This is a genomic window from Pseudomonas multiresinivorans (assembly GCF_012971725.1).
Lineage (GTDB): Bacteria > Pseudomonadota > Gammaproteobacteria > Pseudomonadales > Pseudomonadaceae > Pseudomonas > Pseudomonas multiresinivorans.
Window position 1 is genome coordinate 2,994,120 of sequence record NZ_CP048833.1, and the last position, 14,369, is coordinate 3,008,488.

The window sequence follows — 14,369 nt, forward strand, 5'->3', positions numbered from 1 at the left end:
GAAAAGGGGGATTCACGGCCAGGCATGACGGGGCGCATGGGAGATCCTCGGGGCAGTTGGAGTTGTTATCGAGAACCCGCGTCTCTAAAGGACGGCTGAGTAGCTGGCGCTGTCAGTGCAGCGCGTGGCCAGAGTAGGGCGCTGCCGTATCAGGAAAAATTCATATTTGATTGGGCTGACATCAATGAAGGCTGATGTTTGTGGGCGGATTGCCGGAATGATGCCAGGGAACCGGTGTGGCGGGCAGCGGATTGCCCTGTTGCGAGCAGAGCTGCTGTCGATGCGGTTGGAGCTTGCAAGATGCACGAGCCGCTCTACGGCGCTGCCGCTCGGATCAGCGAGTAGGGCGTATAACCCGGAACGGGTTATCCGCCACTTCGGCGGATAACGCCCAGGCGTTATGCACCCTACGAAGGCGCTCAGGGCAGGCGCAGGGTATCGAGGCTTGTGGGTTCGGTCAGGGGATGCGGTTTGCGAGCAAGGCCCACGCGTTCCCCATGGTTCTACAAAAGGTGACGAGTTTGCCGGGGGAGGAACCGGGAGCGACGGCGCGCTCCCGGTGTGCAGCGCTATCAGCAGTGCTTGTCCTGCCCGGCCTTTTTCTCGGTGTCCGGCTGAGCGTTCTGCGCGGTCTGCTGCTCGGCGTCGGCCTTGGCGCGAGCGGCTTGCAGGGCCTGGTAGTTGGCCTCGGTCAGGCGGTTGGTCATCAGGGCAGATTCTTCGGCCATGGACGCCTGGCTGGCGAGCAGGGCGGCAAGGGTGAGGGCACTGGCAGTGAGCAGTTTCATGGAGATGTTCTCGGTAGGGAAGTGCAGTGGGGTGGTGCTCGCGAGTGGCCACAGTCTAGTGAGCGGCTGCCGCGGTGACCCATGAAGAAAACTGGTACGAATGATCGAATCGCTCGGGTGGCGGGTTTGATGCCAATCCCTGCCGAGTCGGGAATTGGCATGAAGCCCTTGAGCACCCTGGCCTCCGTCTTGGTCCCCGAAACTCCGCCATGGGTCATGAACTGATCGATTCTGAAGCTCCGCTAATGAGTCCAAGCAGGCAGCCTGATAAATGGCGACACGCCTCAGGCCTTGATATAGACCCACGCCTGGAGGCCGGACTGCAATTGCACGTTGACCCGCTGGTAGTCCGATACCTCGTACGCATCTGCCGCCAGCAGCTCCTGCGGGGTGATCTCGAAGACGGTTCCGGGTACCCGGTCGGCATCCGCTCCGCTGTACTGGACGATGGGGTGGTGGGTCTTGCCGCTGGTGGCGAGTACGGCAGGGTCGGTGATTTCCACCCAGTCCTGGCGGAACCCCACCAGGGCGTCGACATGTCCGTGCAGTTCGCGGCCGAAGCTGGCCAGTTGCACGGCCTTGTCCTGCAGGGTGCCGTAGGAGAACAGCAGTACGGTTTCGCTCATGGCTTGTGCTCCGCGTCAGGCCAGCAGGTCTTCGTAGAAGGCGCCGTAGGCCTTGCTCGGGTGGGCGAGCTGGATTTCCAGGATCCACAGGCCGCCGCCCGGATGCTCGGCGTAATCGCCCAGATCGCCGGCACGGTAGATGGCGTGGGGGAAGTCGCTGACGCGGTGGCCCTTGATGTCCAGGTTGAGCAGCCAGCCAAGTTCCCTGGCCCGTTCATGGGCAAAGTCGTACAGCGCCACGCCGCTGCAGCCGGTCTCGCGCCAGCGCGCCTCGACGCACTCGAACAGGGTTTTCGCCGCTGCCGCGCAGGCGGCCATCTCCGGATCGTTGCCGGTGACGAAGGTGGCGCCGGCATCGCCTTCATGGCCGCGCCAGACCACGCCCATGTCGATGAAGAAGATGTCGTTCTCGCCCAGCACCGGGTTGCCCTCGGAGCGCTGCTTGAAGGTCTTCAGGGTGTTGGCGCCGAAGCGGATCAACAGCGGGTGCCAGATGCGCTCCATGCCCCGCTCGGCGAGCACCTGCTTGCCGATGGCGACGGCTTCCAGTTCGGTCATGCCGGGGCGTATCTGCGCGGCGATGGCGTCCACGGCTTCCCAGGTGCGGGCCTGGGCGTATTGCATCGACTCCAGCGCGTAATTCGCGCCAACGGCTTCCTTGGCGTACACGGCGGTGTTCATGTCCTTTCCTCTGAGCGACAGGCTAATCGGCGTATATATTTCTACATAGCGATAGCGGAATTCAATCGGAGTTTCAGCAGCAGGACATGGCGCAGGCGATGAAGGCGGTAGTCAGGGTGGTGATGCTCAGCCCCACCAGGAACAGGGTGTCGGCTACGCGTTCCAGACGGTGATTGCGTTGCAGCTTGCGGGTCCGCAGGCCGAAGTAGGCGGTGAGGGTGGTCGCCAGGTAGATCACCGTGTTCAGCGCGAGCATGTCCTGGCCGATCAGGTCCACGCGGTGCTGGCCGACGATGATGCGCAGGATGCCGACCACTGTCAGGCAAACGCCGACCATGGCGCCGGACGCGGCGAAGATATGCACGCAGATGTCGTCGTCCAGTTGGGCGGTGTGGCTCTTGTGGCTCATGGCGGGTCTCCTGCGCCGGCCGCTGCGGTTCATCCGCTCGACTTGCCGGCCTCGATGTGGCTGCCATGATAGGTAGGACGCGACGCTTGCTGTACTCGCTTTCCCGGTGGCCCCAGGTGAACCGAAAAACAGCGGAAAATCAGCCAGATAGCCGTCGTCTGCCACGGCAGGCGCGGGCGCTGGAGAAGGTCGAACTCATATTGGAGGCGTCGCGGCGCATCCTGGAGCGCCACGGCCTGGAGGGCTTCACCACCAACCATGTGGCGGAGTTGGCCGGGGTCAGCGTCGGCTCGCTCTACCAGTACTTCCCCAACAAGGAGCGAATCCTCGACGAGCTGGCCCGGCGCGAACTGGCAGCGTTGGCTGCTGGCATCATGGGCGCGCTCACTGGTCGCCCGCCGGAGACGCCCGGCGAGCGCATCCGCGCAGTGATCCACGCCGCCGTCAGTGCCTATGGCGGGCGCACCGGCGCGCACAAGGCGCTGATGCACTACCTGATGACGCGCGGCGGCGGAAGCCCGCTGCCGGCCTTGCGCGGCAGCGTCATGACCCACCTGGTGACCCACGGCCTGGTCGACCACGACCAGCAATTGCGCAAGCTCGACGAGGCCGAGGTATTCGTCCTCGCCCATGCCGTGGGCGGCGTGCTGCGTGCCCTGTTGGAAGACCCCGGCGCCCTGGCCCCGGGACGGCGGGAGGGCATCGACGAAGCTCTGGTGCAGCTGGTGCTGGCGTACTACCGGTTATCCGCGACGCCGAACGGCTGATACGCGGCGCGATCAGTCACCGTTGGCCGGGTAGTCGAAGCAGGCGAACTGCTGGCCGCCGTACTCGTTCTGCTGCCGTTGGCAAGCGTTGTTCTGTGCTTCGCAGGCGGCCACCGATCTGGCGTCGGCGGCGGGCACCACGATGCGTACGCTGGGCAGGCCCTGCTCGTAGCCATGGGCGATGAGCAGCTCGCCAACGCGAGCCAGCAGGTCGGGGTCCTTGCAGCTTTCGGCCAGGTTGGCGCAGGCGTGGCCGACATCCCGGACCTGGCTGGCATCGGGCTCCAGTACGAGGCTGGCGATGCCGGACCGGTTCTGCTCGCCGTCCTTGAACACGTCATAGAAGATCACCGGGGCGCCGGTCGGTTTGAAGACTTTCACTTCCCTTGGCTGCAGGCTGAAGCCCTCGCCGTAGAGGACTTGCGCCTCGGCGAAGGTTTCGCCGGGCTGGATGGCGCGCAGATCTTTACCATTGACGACGGTCATGTTGAGTGCTCCGGCAAGAGTGGCCCCCCGCTCAGCCTAGCCCCCGCACCGCAGGCACTCATCATTCATTTGAAGGAAGTGGCCGCGCTACAGCCACCAGCGCAGCAGGTAGAACGCGCCCATGCTGAGGATCACGCTGAGCAGTACGTTGCGTGTCCAAAGCACCAGGGCCACGGCGACGATGGCGCCGAGCAGGTAGGGGTTGTCCACGCGCAGGTTCAACTGGTGTTCGGGGAGGAACACGATGGGGCCGCAGATCGCCGTGAGCATCCCCGGCACGGCGAAGCCCAGGAACTGCCGCACGTTGCTGCTCAGGCGGATCGGCAGGCGCGGTTCGAGGAACACGTAGCGGTTGAAGAACACGATCAGGCCCATGCCGAGAATCACTGCCCAGACCATCATGCGCGCACCCCCGAGAGTTTCTGGCAGAGAAAGCCGGCGAACATCCCCGCCAGCCCGGAAAGCACCAGCGCCGAGCCGACCTGCCAGTAGCTGAAGAGCACCGAGCAGAACAGCGAGACCGCGACGCAGACCACGGTGGGCACGTTCTTCACCACCGGCGCGATCAGTGCGACGAAGGTGGCGGCAATGGAGAAGTCCAGCCCCAGGTGCTCCAGCCCCGGAATGCTGCTGCCCACCAGTACGCCGGCCAGGGTGAACAGGTTCCAGGCGATATAGAACGTCAGCCCCACTCCCAGGGCGTACCAGCGGTTGAAGGTCTCGCGGTCGTGGCCGCTGGTCAGGGCGAAGAATTCATCGGTGAGCAGAAAGCCCAGGCCGGCGCGCCAGCGTCCCGGCAGGCCGGAGATCGTCGGGCGCATGGTCATCCCGTAGAGCAGGTGCTGGGAGGTCAGCAGCAGGGTGGTGATCATGATCGAGAAGAACCCTGCGCCACCCTTGAGCATGCCAATGGCCACCAGCTGCGCGGCGCCGGCGAAGACGATGGCGGACAGGCCCTGGCCTTGCAGTGGCGAAAGCCCGGCGTCGATGGCCAGGGAGCCGGCGAGCAGGCCCCAGGGCAGGACCGCGAGGGACAGCGGCATGATGTCGATGGCGCCCTTGAGGAAGGCGCGTGAAGGAAGCTGATCTTGGGACATGAACGTTTCTTGCAGGCAGATAAGTGCCTTCAGAGTGGCAGAGAAACGCGGCGCCTGGCTTGAACAATCTTGCTGTCGTGAGGGGGCTTCCGGGGAGCTGTCACGACGGCGGGCGAGACAGGAACGCCAGCAGGGTGGCTTCCTCGGCACTCAGGTTCTGCCGCTTGCGCGCTTTGCGCAGCCCGTTGAGTTCACCGGCGAGGAAGGCCTCGATCACCCGTGGATGTATGTAGCATTTGCGGCAGATCGCCGGGGTGTTGCCCAGCTCGTCGGCTACTTGCTGGATGATCGCCTTGAGCTGGCGGTTGGCGCTCTTCTCGTCTTCCCAGCGGGTCCTGCGGCAGTGCTCCAGGGCCAGGGTGGTGCCGGCCCAGGTGCGGTAGTCCTTGGCGGTGAACTCCTCGCCGGCGTGCTCGCGCAGGTAGGCGTTGATGTCGCGGGAATCGATCATGTGCCGCTGGCGATCTGCGTCCAGGTACTGGAACAGCTGTTGCCCGGGCAGCTCCAGGCAGCGCCGGAGGATGCGCGCCAGGCGCGGGTGTTCGATGTCCACGCTGTGGCGGATGCCGCTCTTGCCACGAAAGGCGAAGCGGATGCGCGTGCCCCGGACCTCGACATGGCGGTTGTTCAGCGTGGTGAGGCCGAAGGAGCGGTTCTCCTTGCGGTAGCGTTCGTTGCCGATGCGGATCAGGGTGCGATCGAGTAGTTCGACCACGGTCGCCATGACCTTTTCCGCACCCAGTCCGGGCTGCGCCAGGTCCCGCTCGATGCGCCTGCGCAGCGCCGGCAGGCTTTGCCCGAAGCGCAGCAAACGCTCGTACTTGGCGCCATCGCGCACCTCGGTCCAGCGTGGGTGATAGCGGTACTGCTTGCGCCCGCGCACGTCGCGCCCGGTGGCCTGCAGGTGGCCCAGGGGGTCGATGCAGATCCACACATCGATGTACGCCGGCGGAATCGCCAGGCGGTTGATGCGCTCGATCTCCGCTTCCACGCGGATGCGCTCGCCGCCCGGATCGAAGTAGGCGAAGCGCCCGCGCAGGCGACGCCGGCTGATGCCCGGCAGGCTGTCGTCGACATAGTGCAGGTCGGAGGGAAGGTCCAGCAGGTCCGGCGGTGTGCTCATGGCGGCTCCTCGAGGTCTCTTCCGCAATGGATCGCGGAAGGGCAGCAGGAGTGCGGTTTTTTTCCTCCGGCGGCATGGCGAAGCTCAAGTGCGACCATCTTCGGCGCCCAGGTGCGTGGGCGAGATCAGTCTCGGGTCGCTGCCGCCGAAGAGCGTGCGCAGGTAATCCTCCTGGCTTTGCAGGCCGTGACGCACCAGCCAGTTGCGACCGCCCGGTACAACGCGCAGCAGGCAGTGGCAGATGAAGCGGGGCGGAGCCGTCAGCAACGGATACCAGGGCAGGCTGCCGCGGGGCAGGCCGAGGGCGCGCTGGCCCTGGGCATCGATGAAGGTGCTGGCGATGCTCAGGTGGATCGCCCGGTTCAGGCGCCCGCGCAACCATGGGAAGTTGGCGTAATGGCGCTGCAGGGGTTCGTCCACCAGCGCGAAGCCCAGGATGCGGCTGCTCTCGTCCGGTGGCGCCTGGGATAGAAGATTGTGGTAGAGCGCGCGGATCGCGTCGTTTTCGCTGGCGCACAGCCAGCGTTCCTCGACGCCCATCAGCCAGGCGATGTAGCGCCAGAGGTGGATGATGGCTTCGCGGTCGCTGCGGCTCAGGGCAACGCCCAGCATGCGTTGGCCGATCAGGAAGATCGCCGAGAAGGCCAGGTAGGTCGCATGCATGTCGCCCTGGTTGACTGGTAGCCCGTAGTGGGCGAAGTCCCAGTCCGGCAGCCGTGAAACCCGCCGTCGCACCAGGGCATGCACCAGCCGTACATGCAGCGTGCTGCGATAACCCGCTGCGCCGTGCGTCATGCCGCCGGGGCGGGTGCAGTCGATCCACCATTTGGTGGTTTCGGCGATGCGCCGCTGCGGGCCTTTCTCCAGTGCGCCGGTGAGCACCAGGGTGCGGTTGATCGCGGAGGCCTGGTATCCGGCCAGCAAGCCAAGATCGCGCAGCACGCGCATGCCGGTCAGCCCGGAAAGTCCGCAGGCGCGGGCGCCCTCGTCGAGGCGCTGCGGGTCGACCCAGGCGGGCGGCGCCTCGACACGGGCGAAGAAGGTTTTCAGTGCCTCGGGTGCGTCGGGGATGGCGGCAATGCCCTGGTGCAGCGCCTGCTCATACAGGCGCATGCTCTTGCCGAGGCCGACTTCGAACATCCACTCCAGCAGCGCATCCATGGGAGCATCGCCCACCGTGAGGGATGCGCCGATGGCCTGCCAGGCCGCGGTATCCGGCTCGCTCGGGCCCTTGAGGAAACGCTTGACCGGCGCAGCGGTGCGCCGGGCACGCTGCAGGTCGGCGCCGTGGCGGGTGGGCAGGGCAGTTGCGCTCATCGATTCATACCTTGGTTTGGTTGCCGGGCGAAATCCTCCCATTACGCTATTGCGAGTATTTGCTCGCATTCAACTCGCATCCGGCTCGTACCAGGAGAGAGGCATGAGGAAGCAACCCAAGCAGCAGCGCGCCAGCGAGATGGTGGCCGTGCTGGTCGAGGCCGCGGCGCTGGAAATCGCTGAGCACGGCCTCGATGGGCTGACCACCAACCACGTCGCGCGCCGCGCCGGGGTGAGCGTCGGCTCGCTTTACCAGTACTTCGCGAACAAGGAGATGATTGTCGAGGCGCTGCTGATGCAGCGCGCCGGCACGCTGATGAAGGTGGTGCATGAGCGCGTGACGCCGATGCTGGGCGCGGACATCGGTAGTGTCACCCGGGCGGTGCTGGAGGGGATTTTCGAGCAGGTGGAGGGCGACGCAGCACAGCTGGAGCTGCTGCGTCACTGGCACCGACTCAATTCCGCACCGGTGTTCCGGACCCTGGAACAGCAGATGATGGAGGTGTGCCGGCAGTACCTGATGCGCCACTTCGACGACTACCGCATCGACAACCTGCCGGCGGTGCTCTTCGTGGTGATCAACTCCGTGCAGTACACCTGCGCGCGTTACCTGAGCGAGGCGCAGCCGCTGCTGGGGCGCGAGGAGGTGATCAATACCTTGGCGCGGATGGTTGAAACGCTGTGCCTGCCGCGCGCTGTGCGGCATCCGTAGGGACGACTGTCTTCTCCCGGCGAGCCTGCGCATGCAAGGAGTGAGGCAGGGTCCGTCCGTAAAAAAGCCCCGGAAGGCTCGCGCCAACCGGGGCTTTTGTTCAGCGCATCAGGCCACGACGGGGATCATCGGATCGGCCGCCGCCAGCGCGGTGGCGCGATCGGCGGCCGGCGGGTAGATCCACACGGTGTTGATCTCGGTCTTGATCTTCTTGCCTTCCTCGCGCTGGAAGCGCACCTGGCGGTCCCAGCCTTCGGTGAACAGTGCGCCCCAGGCGCCCAGGTCCAGGCAGGTCACGTACTTCTCCTGGCTGTAGGGGATGGGTGCTACGCCCAGCAGGTCGGCGGCAGCGTTGTTGCCGGCCGAGCGGCCCAGGGCGATGGCGTGCTGGCAGGTCATCAGCGCGTAGTTGCCGGCGTTGTCCACGGCGGCGTAGGCGACGTCGCCGGTGGCGAAAACCGCGTCCTGGCCGATCACCTGAAGGTTGCGATCCACATGCAGGCGGCCCTGGCGGTCACGTTCTCCGGCGACCTGTTCGGTCAGCGAGCTGGCGCGCACACCGGCGGTCCAGATCACGGTCTTCGCCTCGATGCGCTCGCCGCTGGAGAGCGTCACGCCGTTTTCGTCGATGGATTCCACCGAGGCCTTCAGGCGCCATTCCACGCCCAGTTCGGCGGAGGCTTCGGCCACCACGGATTGCGACGTGACACCCAGGGCGCCGCCGATCTCGGCGCCGCGATCAACCACGATGACCCGCACCTTGGCGTCTGCGCCCAGTACTTCACGCAGGCGCGCCGGCATTTCAGCGGCTGTCTCGATGCCGGTGAAGCCGCCGCCAGCGACGATCACGGTGTTGCGCGCTGCGGATTCCGGCAGCTGGTTCAGCGAGCGGATATGCGTTTCAAGGCGCACGGCCTGGTCGATGTCGTCGACGTCGAAGGCGTGTTCGATGCCCGGCAGGGCGGGGCGGGCGACCTTGCTGCCGCTGGCGAGGATCAGGCGATCGAAGCCCAGGGTGGCGATCTCGCCGCTGGCATCGCGGTAATCCAGCTGGCGGCCGTCGACGTCGATCTGCTCGGCGCTGCCCTGGATGAAGGTCACGCCCACGGCGCCGAACAGGTCGCCCAGCGACGCGGCCATCTGGTGCACGTTCGGCTCGTAGAAGCGCGGACGGATGCGCAGTTCGGCCTGGGGGGCGAGTACAGCGACTTCGACATCGCCGCGCTGGTGCAAGTCGAGCAGACGCGTGGCGCTCAGGGCGCTCCACATACCCGCGAAACCGGTGCCGACGATCAGGATGCGTTGTTTCATGGTCTCTCCGACGAAAAGAATGAATCCAGGTTGTAGGGTTCCCGAGTGCCTGACATCGGAGCGGTTCGCTTCCCGGCTCGCCTCGGATAACTGCGACTATATTTGTCGTAGTTATCCGGCGCAACTGATTTCTGCTCCAAACTCCGACCGTTCGTCACGCCTGGCGCGGAGACAATAGCTCTGCTTCTGTTTATTCAATGGACGCTTTGAAGTGCTGAAAGCCGTGCTCTGCGGGTTACAATTCGTCTGATCGCATGCTTGAGTGCTTGCCGGGCGCAGGCTTTAGCTTGAGAATAATGCGACTAACCTTGTCGGAGTTTGTGATGGCTTTATACAGCGCAGGGGTGGAGTACGGCATTCACTGCCTGCTCTTCCTGACGGATGAGAAGGGCGACAGCCGTGACTCCAGCGTGCGAGCGCTGGCGGAGCTGCAGGGTGTGCCCCAGGAATTGCTGGCCAAGGTCTTCACCAAACTGGCCAAGGCTGGGCTGGTAGCGGCCACCGAAGGCGTGCGCGGTGGTTTCCGCCTGGCGCGGCCGGCGGACGAAATCACCGTGCTGGACATCGTCAAGGCCATCGATGGCGACAAGCAGATTTTCGAGTGCCGCGACATCCGTGGCCGATGCGCGGTATTCGAAGGTTCGCCGCCGGAATGGGCGACCTGCGGTACCTGCTCGATCCACTCCGTCATGCTGACCGCGCAGAAGCGCATGGAAGAGGCGCTGGCCCAGCACACCGTGCTCGATCTCGCACGCCGCGTCGGGCGCAAGGCGCCGCCGGAGTTCGGCGAGGCCCTGGTGCGCTGGATGGATGCGCAGCGCGACGGCACCAGCGCCGTCAGCTAACGCGCATCGCCGCCGCGGGGCTTGTAGAAGACGAACTCGTCTGTCTCGGCCGTGCGGATGTATTCCTTCGCCCAGGACGGCGAGACGTGGCGGTCGTGGAAGTACATCGCGCCGCGCGTGCGGTCGCTCAGCTGCTGGTTCAGCGCCTTGCGGGCGATTTCCTTGGCGATGTCGTAGCGGTTCTTCTCCTCCACCTGGTCAGAGCGGCCGTCGCACCACCAGGAAAACTGGCAGTGTTTCTGCTCCTGCCCCTGCTTGACCACGCCGCACACGGTGTCGGGGAAGCCACCGTGGCCCATGCGGTTGAGCACCACATTGGCCACCGCCTCCATATCGGCGCGGCCGCCACCCTTGGCTTCCCAGTAGATGGTCCGCGACAGGCAGACGACGGCGTCGTCCAGCGGCGCCTTGCCGGCGGGGTCGACGGCTTTCACTTCGGCCTTGGTGATGGGGGCTGCGGTGGTTACCGCGGTAGCGGGGTGGGCGACCTGTTGTTCCAGGACTTCGCCCTTGGTCACGGCGGCCTGGGCTTTCTCATCGGTGGATGTGCCCAGCTCAGCGGCGATGGAAGAGGGTGCCCAGAGCGCGAGCAATAACAGCGGAAGCAAATGAAGGCGGCACATGATCGAACCTACCTGCGCGACAAAACCAGTCCGGCCGTTACGCAGGGCCCTTCCGGTACCCGCGCGACGGCGCCCTTGAGGCTGCTCCCTGGGAAAAGAAAGCGAAGCGACGGCGCCTGGTCGTTGTGACCGTCCTGCACGAACCCGGATTCAATTTTTCAGCCAGACGGTATTACCTGCGCCCCACGACTGACGGGACCTGGGGCACATGGCGCTGGAAAAACTCGGTCACCGCCTGCAGCACGGCAGGTTGCTGTTCGCGGTGCGGAACATGTCCGCAATCGGGCAGCAGCCTGAGCATCGTCGGTACGCCCGGTATCGAGGTGAGACGCTGCGGGTGGGCGGCCGAGCCGTACTCGTCCTGCTCGCCATGCAGGCTGAGGGTCGGGCACTTTACCTGCGCCAGTTCGGCGTCCAGGTTCCAGTCGCTGAAATCGTCCGACAGCCAGGTGTCGACCCAGGCGCGCAGCACCCAGAAAGCCTTGTCGCCATGGTACTTCTGCAGGCGTTGCAACTGCCCCTCGCGGGTGAATTCCAGTTCCGCGGCGCGGATGCCGTCGCGGGTCCGGTGCTCGACGAAGGCCTGCGCCGACTCGGTGACCAGCGCCTCGCAGGTTTGCGGATGCCGTGCCACGCACGTCACGGCCATGGCGCCGCCAACGCTATGGCCGAACACCACGCAACGTTCGAAACCGAAGTGCTGCTGCAGCAGAGGGAAGACGGTGCGCGCTTCCTCGTCGATGAAGTCCAGGGGCAGGGCGCCGGGGTAGCGCTCTGAACGGCCGAAACCGAGGCGGTCATAGGCGATGACCTGGCGGCCGGTGGCGCCGGCGAGACTTTCCGGGAAATCGCGCCACAAGGTGACGCAGCCCAGCGAATCATGCAGCAGCAGGATCGGCTCGCCGGTGTTCCCGGCGGGTGTCCAGTCCTGGGCGAACAGTTGGCCTTTCTCGCTGCTGATCCAGTGCTCGCGGGTGACGATGGCGGACGACATGACGTGTTCCTGATCGGGGCTGAGGCGCATGGTAGGGCCCTGGCCCGGCCAGTGCCAAGCATTGGCCGGGCACTAAGGAAACCTTAAGGCTGTTCGGGGATGATGACGACTCGCGGCCGGGGCTGTCCCGGGCAGTGCTCACACCGGGCCCGGTCGCTTTTTTTGAATCAATAGAGGAGTCCTGCCTTGGACACTTGCCCTGGTCGATTGCGACAGGTCTGAACAGCGAGCCGTCCGGCAGAACCCTGCCACTGTCTCGCTGCGTTGCGGACAGTGGCGATACGCATCCCGCCGCGGGATGACGTCTCACCATTCCCCTGCGGGGCCAACCGGCCCTTCGCTCCCTCGCAATCCACCACCCGAATGCGCGCCGGCATTGCCCGGCGCATGGAGCGGCCGAGCGCCGCGAACGAGGTGGAACATGGATTGGAAAATCTTCCTGCTGCGGGTTGCCGCGGCACTCATCCTGGGCGCCCTGATCGGCGCCGAACGCCAGCTGCGCCAGCGCCTGACCGGCCTGCGTACCAACGCGCTGGTCAGCACCGGTGCCTGTCTCTTTGTGCTGATGACCCAGGCCATGCCGGAGCTCTCGGCCGACGCTCCGCGCATCGCCGCTTATGTGGTGTCCGGCATCGGCTTCCTCGGCGGCGGCGTGATTATGCGCGATGGTCTGAACGTGCGCGGCCTGAACACCGCTGCCACGCTCTGGTGCACTGCCGCCATTGGTGTGCTGTGCAGCATGGGGCTGCTGCTGGAGGCCGCGCTGGGTAGCGTGGTGGTGCTCTGCGCCAACATCCTGCTGCGCGACATCGCCCAACGCCTGAACCACCAGGACGTGGTGCCGGCCAGTGAAGCGGAGCAGCGTTATGGCGTTGCCATCATCTGCCGCGCCGAGGACGAGATCCAGGTGCGCAGCCTGATGCTGCACAGCCTGGACAGCAGCGAACTGCGCCTGCAATCGCTGCACAGCGAGGATCAGCCCAACCCGGCGAAACTCGAAGTGCGCGCCGAACTGCTCGGCGGCCATGGCGCCGCCGGACAACTGGAGCGCATGGTCAGCCGCATCAGCCTGGAGAAGGGCGTCAGCTCGGTGCGCTGGCAGCTGTTCGAGCTGGCCAGCGATTGAACCCGAGCCAGCTTTTGGGTAGGAGCGAGCTTGCTCGCGAACAGCCTTGGCAGCGGACTTCAGCCAGTTCGCGAGCAAGCTCGCTCCTACAAGTGCAGGTTCTATCCCCTGCGTAGGAGCGGACTCGGTCCGCGATTGGCATCAGGCCACTGCGGACTCAACTCTCGCGGGCGGCACGACAACCACAGCGCGGCACCGGTGTGCGGGCTTCCTCGGCCACCACGCCGCGCCACCAGCGCTCGCCCTGGTGCGGAGACTGGATGTCGATGCGCTCGCCCATCATCGGCGTGGTGACGGGCAGGCCGCGTTCACCGGCAATCTCTAGCACGCGCTCGAAGGGTTCGTACCAGGCATGCATGGCCAGGTCGAAAGTGCCGTTGTGGATCGGCAGCAGCCAGCGCCCGTTGAGGTCCTGGTGCGCCTGCACAGTCTGTTGCGGGTGCATGTGCACGTAAGGCCAGTGCTCGTTGTAGGCACCGGTTTCCATCAGCGTCAGGTCGAAGTGGCCGAAGCGCCGGCCGATCTCGGCGAAGCCGTCGAAGTAGCCAGTGTCGCCGCTGAAGAAGATGCGCAGGCTGTCGTCCTCGATCACCCAGGAGCACCACAGGGTGCGGTTGCCGTCGCGTACACCGCGGCCGGAGAAGTGCTGCGCCGGGGTGGCGGTCAGGCACAGGCCGTCCACCGTGGTGCTCTGCCACCAGTCCAGTTGGCGGATCTTCTCTGCCGGTACGCCCCAGTCGAGCAGGCGGTCGCCCACGCCCAGCGGGGTGAGGAAGACCTCGGCGCGCTCGGCCAGCACGGCGATGGTCGCGCGGTCGAGGTGATCGTAGTGGTCGTGGGAGAGGATCACGCCGCGGATCGGCGGCAGGTCCCGCAGGGCAATCGGCGGTGCGTGGAAGCGCTTGGGCCCGGCGAAGCTGAAGGGCGACGCGCGTTCGGAGAACACCGGGTCGGTCAGCCACCAGCCGCCGCGCAGCTTGAGCAGCAGGGTCGAATGGCCGAGGCGATACAGGCTGCGGTCGGGCGCTGCGTCCAGCTCGTCCGGAGTCAGCGCGCGCACGGGCACCGGAGCGCGCGGCACGGTGTTCTTCGGTTTGTTGAACAGCACATCCCAGAGCACCCACGCGCTTGGCTCGGGCATGTCGGCCGGGCGCGGAGTGAGGTTGTGGAAGCGGCCTCCGCGCGATTGCGCAGAGTGGTCGTAGTCGCCGATGGGCGCGCGTTGCAGTGGGAGGCGGGGCAAGGCACTGATCCTCTGGTGGCGGAATCTGTCAGGACAACACGCTACAGGCTCCGCTGCCAGGGATCATTACCGGCATTTTGATTCAGAACATCACCGGCATCGATACAAGCCGCGCGCCACGGGGGAGGCCCTGCAGGAGTGAGCTTGCTCGCGAGCCCCTTGACGCCGGAGCCGCCTGGGACACATCGCGGACGGAGTCCGCTCCTGCGCAAAAGCACGCG

General features: G+C 65.7%; 17 protein-coding genes. 4 read left to right on the top strand and 13 right to left on the bottom strand.

Annotated features, from left to right (window positions below; translation table 11 throughout):
- Nucleotides 1-572 precede the first annotated feature (572 nt).
- From G4G71_RS13730 to G4G71_RS13745, 4 genes are all read right to left on the bottom strand, one after another.
- Nucleotides 573-788: a hypothetical protein gene (locus G4G71_RS13730; RefSeq protein ID WP_054907130.1), complete on the bottom strand. Its 216-nt coding sequence runs from the start codon at nucleotides 786-788 to the stop codon at nucleotides 573-575.
- Nucleotides 789-1,072: 284 nt separating this feature from the next.
- A complete protein-coding gene (locus G4G71_RS13735; RefSeq protein ID WP_169938395.1) occupies nucleotides 1,073-1,414 on the bottom strand; it encodes a gamma-glutamylcyclotransferase family protein in 342 nt (113 codons plus the stop codon).
- A 15-nt stretch (nucleotides 1,415-1,429) separates the two neighbouring features.
- Entirely contained in the window at nucleotides 1,430-2,095 is a 666-nt protein-coding gene (locus G4G71_RS13740; protein WP_169938397.1) for a M24 family metallopeptidase, read from the bottom strand.
- 73 nt (nucleotides 2,096-2,168) lie between these two features.
- Nucleotides 2,169-2,504: a P-loop NTPase family protein gene (locus G4G71_RS13745; protein WP_169938399.1), complete on the bottom strand. Its 336-nt coding sequence runs from the start codon at nucleotides 2,502-2,504 to the stop codon at nucleotides 2,169-2,171.
- 116 nt (nucleotides 2,505-2,620) lie between these two features.
- On the opposite strand from G4G71_RS13745, the gene G4G71_RS13750 reads away from it, so the two are divergent.
- Nucleotides 2,621-3,271: a TetR/AcrR family transcriptional regulator gene (locus tag G4G71_RS13750; protein ID WP_205896265.1), complete on the top strand. Its 651-nt coding sequence runs from the start codon at nucleotides 2,621-2,623 to the stop codon at nucleotides 3,269-3,271.
- A gap of 12 nt (nucleotides 3,272-3,283) precedes the next feature.
- Here G4G71_RS13750 and G4G71_RS13755 read toward each other — a convergent pair whose 3' ends face one another.
- The 5 genes from G4G71_RS13755 to G4G71_RS13775 form a co-directional block, all read right to left on the bottom strand.
- Nucleotides 3,284-3,757 (bottom strand): hypothetical protein, encoded by a 474-nt coding sequence (locus tag G4G71_RS13755; protein ID WP_169938403.1) that lies wholly within the window; start codon nucleotides 3,755-3,757, stop codon nucleotides 3,284-3,286.
- 87 nt (nucleotides 3,758-3,844) lie between these two features.
- Nucleotides 3,845-4,159, bottom strand: coding sequence for an AzlD domain-containing protein (locus G4G71_RS13760; protein WP_169938405.1), 315 nt, complete (start codon nucleotides 4,157-4,159; stop codon nucleotides 3,845-3,847).
- Complete coding sequence (locus tag G4G71_RS13765; protein WP_169938407.1) at nucleotides 4,156-4,854, bottom strand: AzlC family ABC transporter permease; 699 nt, start codon at nucleotides 4,852-4,854, stop codon at nucleotides 4,156-4,158. Before G4G71_RS13765 ends, G4G71_RS13760 begins: the two co-directional genes overlap by 4 nt.
- 100 nt (nucleotides 4,855-4,954) lie before the next feature.
- Nucleotides 4,955-5,977, bottom strand: a complete 1,023-nt coding sequence (locus G4G71_RS13770; protein ID WP_169938409.1) for a DNA topoisomerase IB — start codon at nucleotides 5,975-5,977, stop codon at nucleotides 4,955-4,957.
- Between the two features lie 84 nt (nucleotides 5,978-6,061).
- Nucleotides 6,062-7,294 (bottom strand): oxygenase MpaB family protein, encoded by a 1,233-nt coding sequence (locus tag G4G71_RS13775; RefSeq protein WP_169938411.1) that lies wholly within the window; start codon nucleotides 7,292-7,294, stop codon nucleotides 6,062-6,064.
- A gap of 103 nt (nucleotides 7,295-7,397) precedes the next feature.
- Here G4G71_RS13775 and G4G71_RS13780 point away from each other — a divergent pair, with 103 nt between their 5' ends.
- A complete protein-coding gene (locus tag G4G71_RS13780) occupies nucleotides 7,398-8,006 on the top strand; it encodes a TetR/AcrR family transcriptional regulator (protein WP_169938413.1) in 609 nt (202 codons plus the stop codon).
- Between the two features lie 108 nt (nucleotides 8,007-8,114).
- Here G4G71_RS13780 and G4G71_RS13785 read toward each other — a convergent pair whose 3' ends face one another.
- Entirely contained in the window at nucleotides 8,115-9,317 is a 1,203-nt protein-coding gene (locus tag G4G71_RS13785; RefSeq protein ID WP_169938415.1) for an NAD(P)/FAD-dependent oxidoreductase, read from the bottom strand.
- 323 nt (nucleotides 9,318-9,640) lie between these two features.
- Here G4G71_RS13785 and G4G71_RS13790 point away from each other — a divergent pair, with 323 nt between their 5' ends.
- Nucleotides 9,641-10,162, top strand: coding sequence for an RrF2 family transcriptional regulator (locus tag G4G71_RS13790; RefSeq protein WP_169938417.1), 522 nt, complete (start codon nucleotides 9,641-9,643; stop codon nucleotides 10,160-10,162).
- Here the strand turns inward: G4G71_RS13790 and G4G71_RS13795 are convergent.
- Both G4G71_RS13795 and G4G71_RS13800 read right to left on the bottom strand, forming a co-directional pair.
- Nucleotides 10,159-10,785 (bottom strand): cell wall hydrolase, encoded by a 627-nt coding sequence (locus G4G71_RS13795; RefSeq protein WP_169938419.1) that lies wholly within the window; start codon nucleotides 10,783-10,785, stop codon nucleotides 10,159-10,161. The genes G4G71_RS13790 and G4G71_RS13795 overlap by 4 nt on opposite strands.
- 172 nt (nucleotides 10,786-10,957) lie before the next feature.
- Complete coding sequence (locus tag G4G71_RS13800) at nucleotides 10,958-11,779, bottom strand: alpha/beta fold hydrolase (RefSeq protein ID WP_169938421.1); 822 nt, start codon at nucleotides 11,777-11,779, stop codon at nucleotides 10,958-10,960.
- Nucleotides 11,780-12,200: 421 nt separating this feature from the next.
- On the opposite strand from G4G71_RS13800, the gene G4G71_RS13805 reads away from it, so the two are divergent.
- Nucleotides 12,201-12,905: an MgtC/SapB family protein gene (locus tag G4G71_RS13805; RefSeq protein WP_169938423.1), complete on the top strand. Its 705-nt coding sequence runs from the start codon at nucleotides 12,201-12,203 to the stop codon at nucleotides 12,903-12,905.
- A gap of 157 nt (nucleotides 12,906-13,062) precedes the next feature.
- On the opposite strand, the gene G4G71_RS13810 is transcribed toward G4G71_RS13805, so the two are convergent.
- Entirely contained in the window at nucleotides 13,063-14,148 is a 1,086-nt protein-coding gene (locus G4G71_RS13810; protein WP_169938425.1) for an MBL fold metallo-hydrolase, read from the bottom strand.
- Between the last annotated feature and the right edge of the window lie 221 nt (nucleotides 14,149-14,369).

Bases quoted from the DNA above. Each gene is read 5' to 3' on its own strand.
- G4G71_RS13730 (WP_054907130.1), bottom strand. From the start codon at position 788: ATGAAACTGCTCACTGCCAGTGCCCTCACCCTTGCCGCCCTGCTCGCC.
- G4G71_RS13735 (WP_169938395.1), bottom strand. From the start codon at position 1,414: ATGAGCGAAACCGTACTGCTGTTCTCCTACGGCACCCTGCAGGACAAG.
- G4G71_RS13740 (WP_169938397.1), bottom strand. From the start codon at position 2,095: ATGAACACCGCCGTGTACGCCAAGGAAGCCGTTGGCGCGAATTACGCG.
- G4G71_RS13745 (WP_169938399.1), bottom strand. From the start codon at position 2,504: ATGAGCCACAAGAGCCACACCGCCCAACTGGACGACGACATCTGCGTG.
- G4G71_RS13755 (WP_169938403.1), bottom strand. From the start codon at position 3,757: ATGACCGTCGTCAATGGTAAAGATCTGCGCGCCATCCAGCCCGGCGAA.
- G4G71_RS13760 (WP_169938405.1), bottom strand. From the start codon at position 4,159: ATGATGGTCTGGGCAGTGATTCTCGGCATGGGCCTGATCGTGTTCTTC.
- G4G71_RS13765 (WP_169938407.1), bottom strand. From the start codon at position 4,854: ATGTCCCAAGATCAGCTTCCTTCACGCGCCTTCCTCAAGGGCGCCATC.
- G4G71_RS13770 (WP_169938409.1), bottom strand. From the start codon at position 5,977: ATGAGCACACCGCCGGACCTGCTGGACCTTCCCTCCGACCTGCACTAT.
- G4G71_RS13775 (WP_169938411.1), bottom strand. From the start codon at position 7,294: ATGAGCGCAACTGCCCTGCCCACCCGCCACGGCGCCGACCTGCAGCGT.
- G4G71_RS13780 (WP_169938413.1), top strand. From the start codon at position 7,398: ATGAGGAAGCAACCCAAGCAGCAGCGCGCCAGCGAGATGGTGGCCGTG.
- G4G71_RS13785 (WP_169938415.1), bottom strand. From the start codon at position 9,317: ATGAAACAACGCATCCTGATCGTCGGCACCGGTTTCGCGGGTATGTGG.
- G4G71_RS13790 (WP_169938417.1), top strand. From the start codon at position 9,641: ATGGCTTTATACAGCGCAGGGGTGGAGTACGGCATTCACTGCCTGCTC.
- G4G71_RS13795 (WP_169938419.1), bottom strand. From the start codon at position 10,785: ATGTGCCGCCTTCATTTGCTTCCGCTGTTATTGCTCGCGCTCTGGGCA.
- G4G71_RS13800 (WP_169938421.1), bottom strand. From the start codon at position 11,779: ATGTCGTCCGCCATCGTCACCCGCGAGCACTGGATCAGCAGCGAGAAA.
- G4G71_RS13805 (WP_169938423.1), top strand. From the start codon at position 12,201: ATGGATTGGAAAATCTTCCTGCTGCGGGTTGCCGCGGCACTCATCCTG.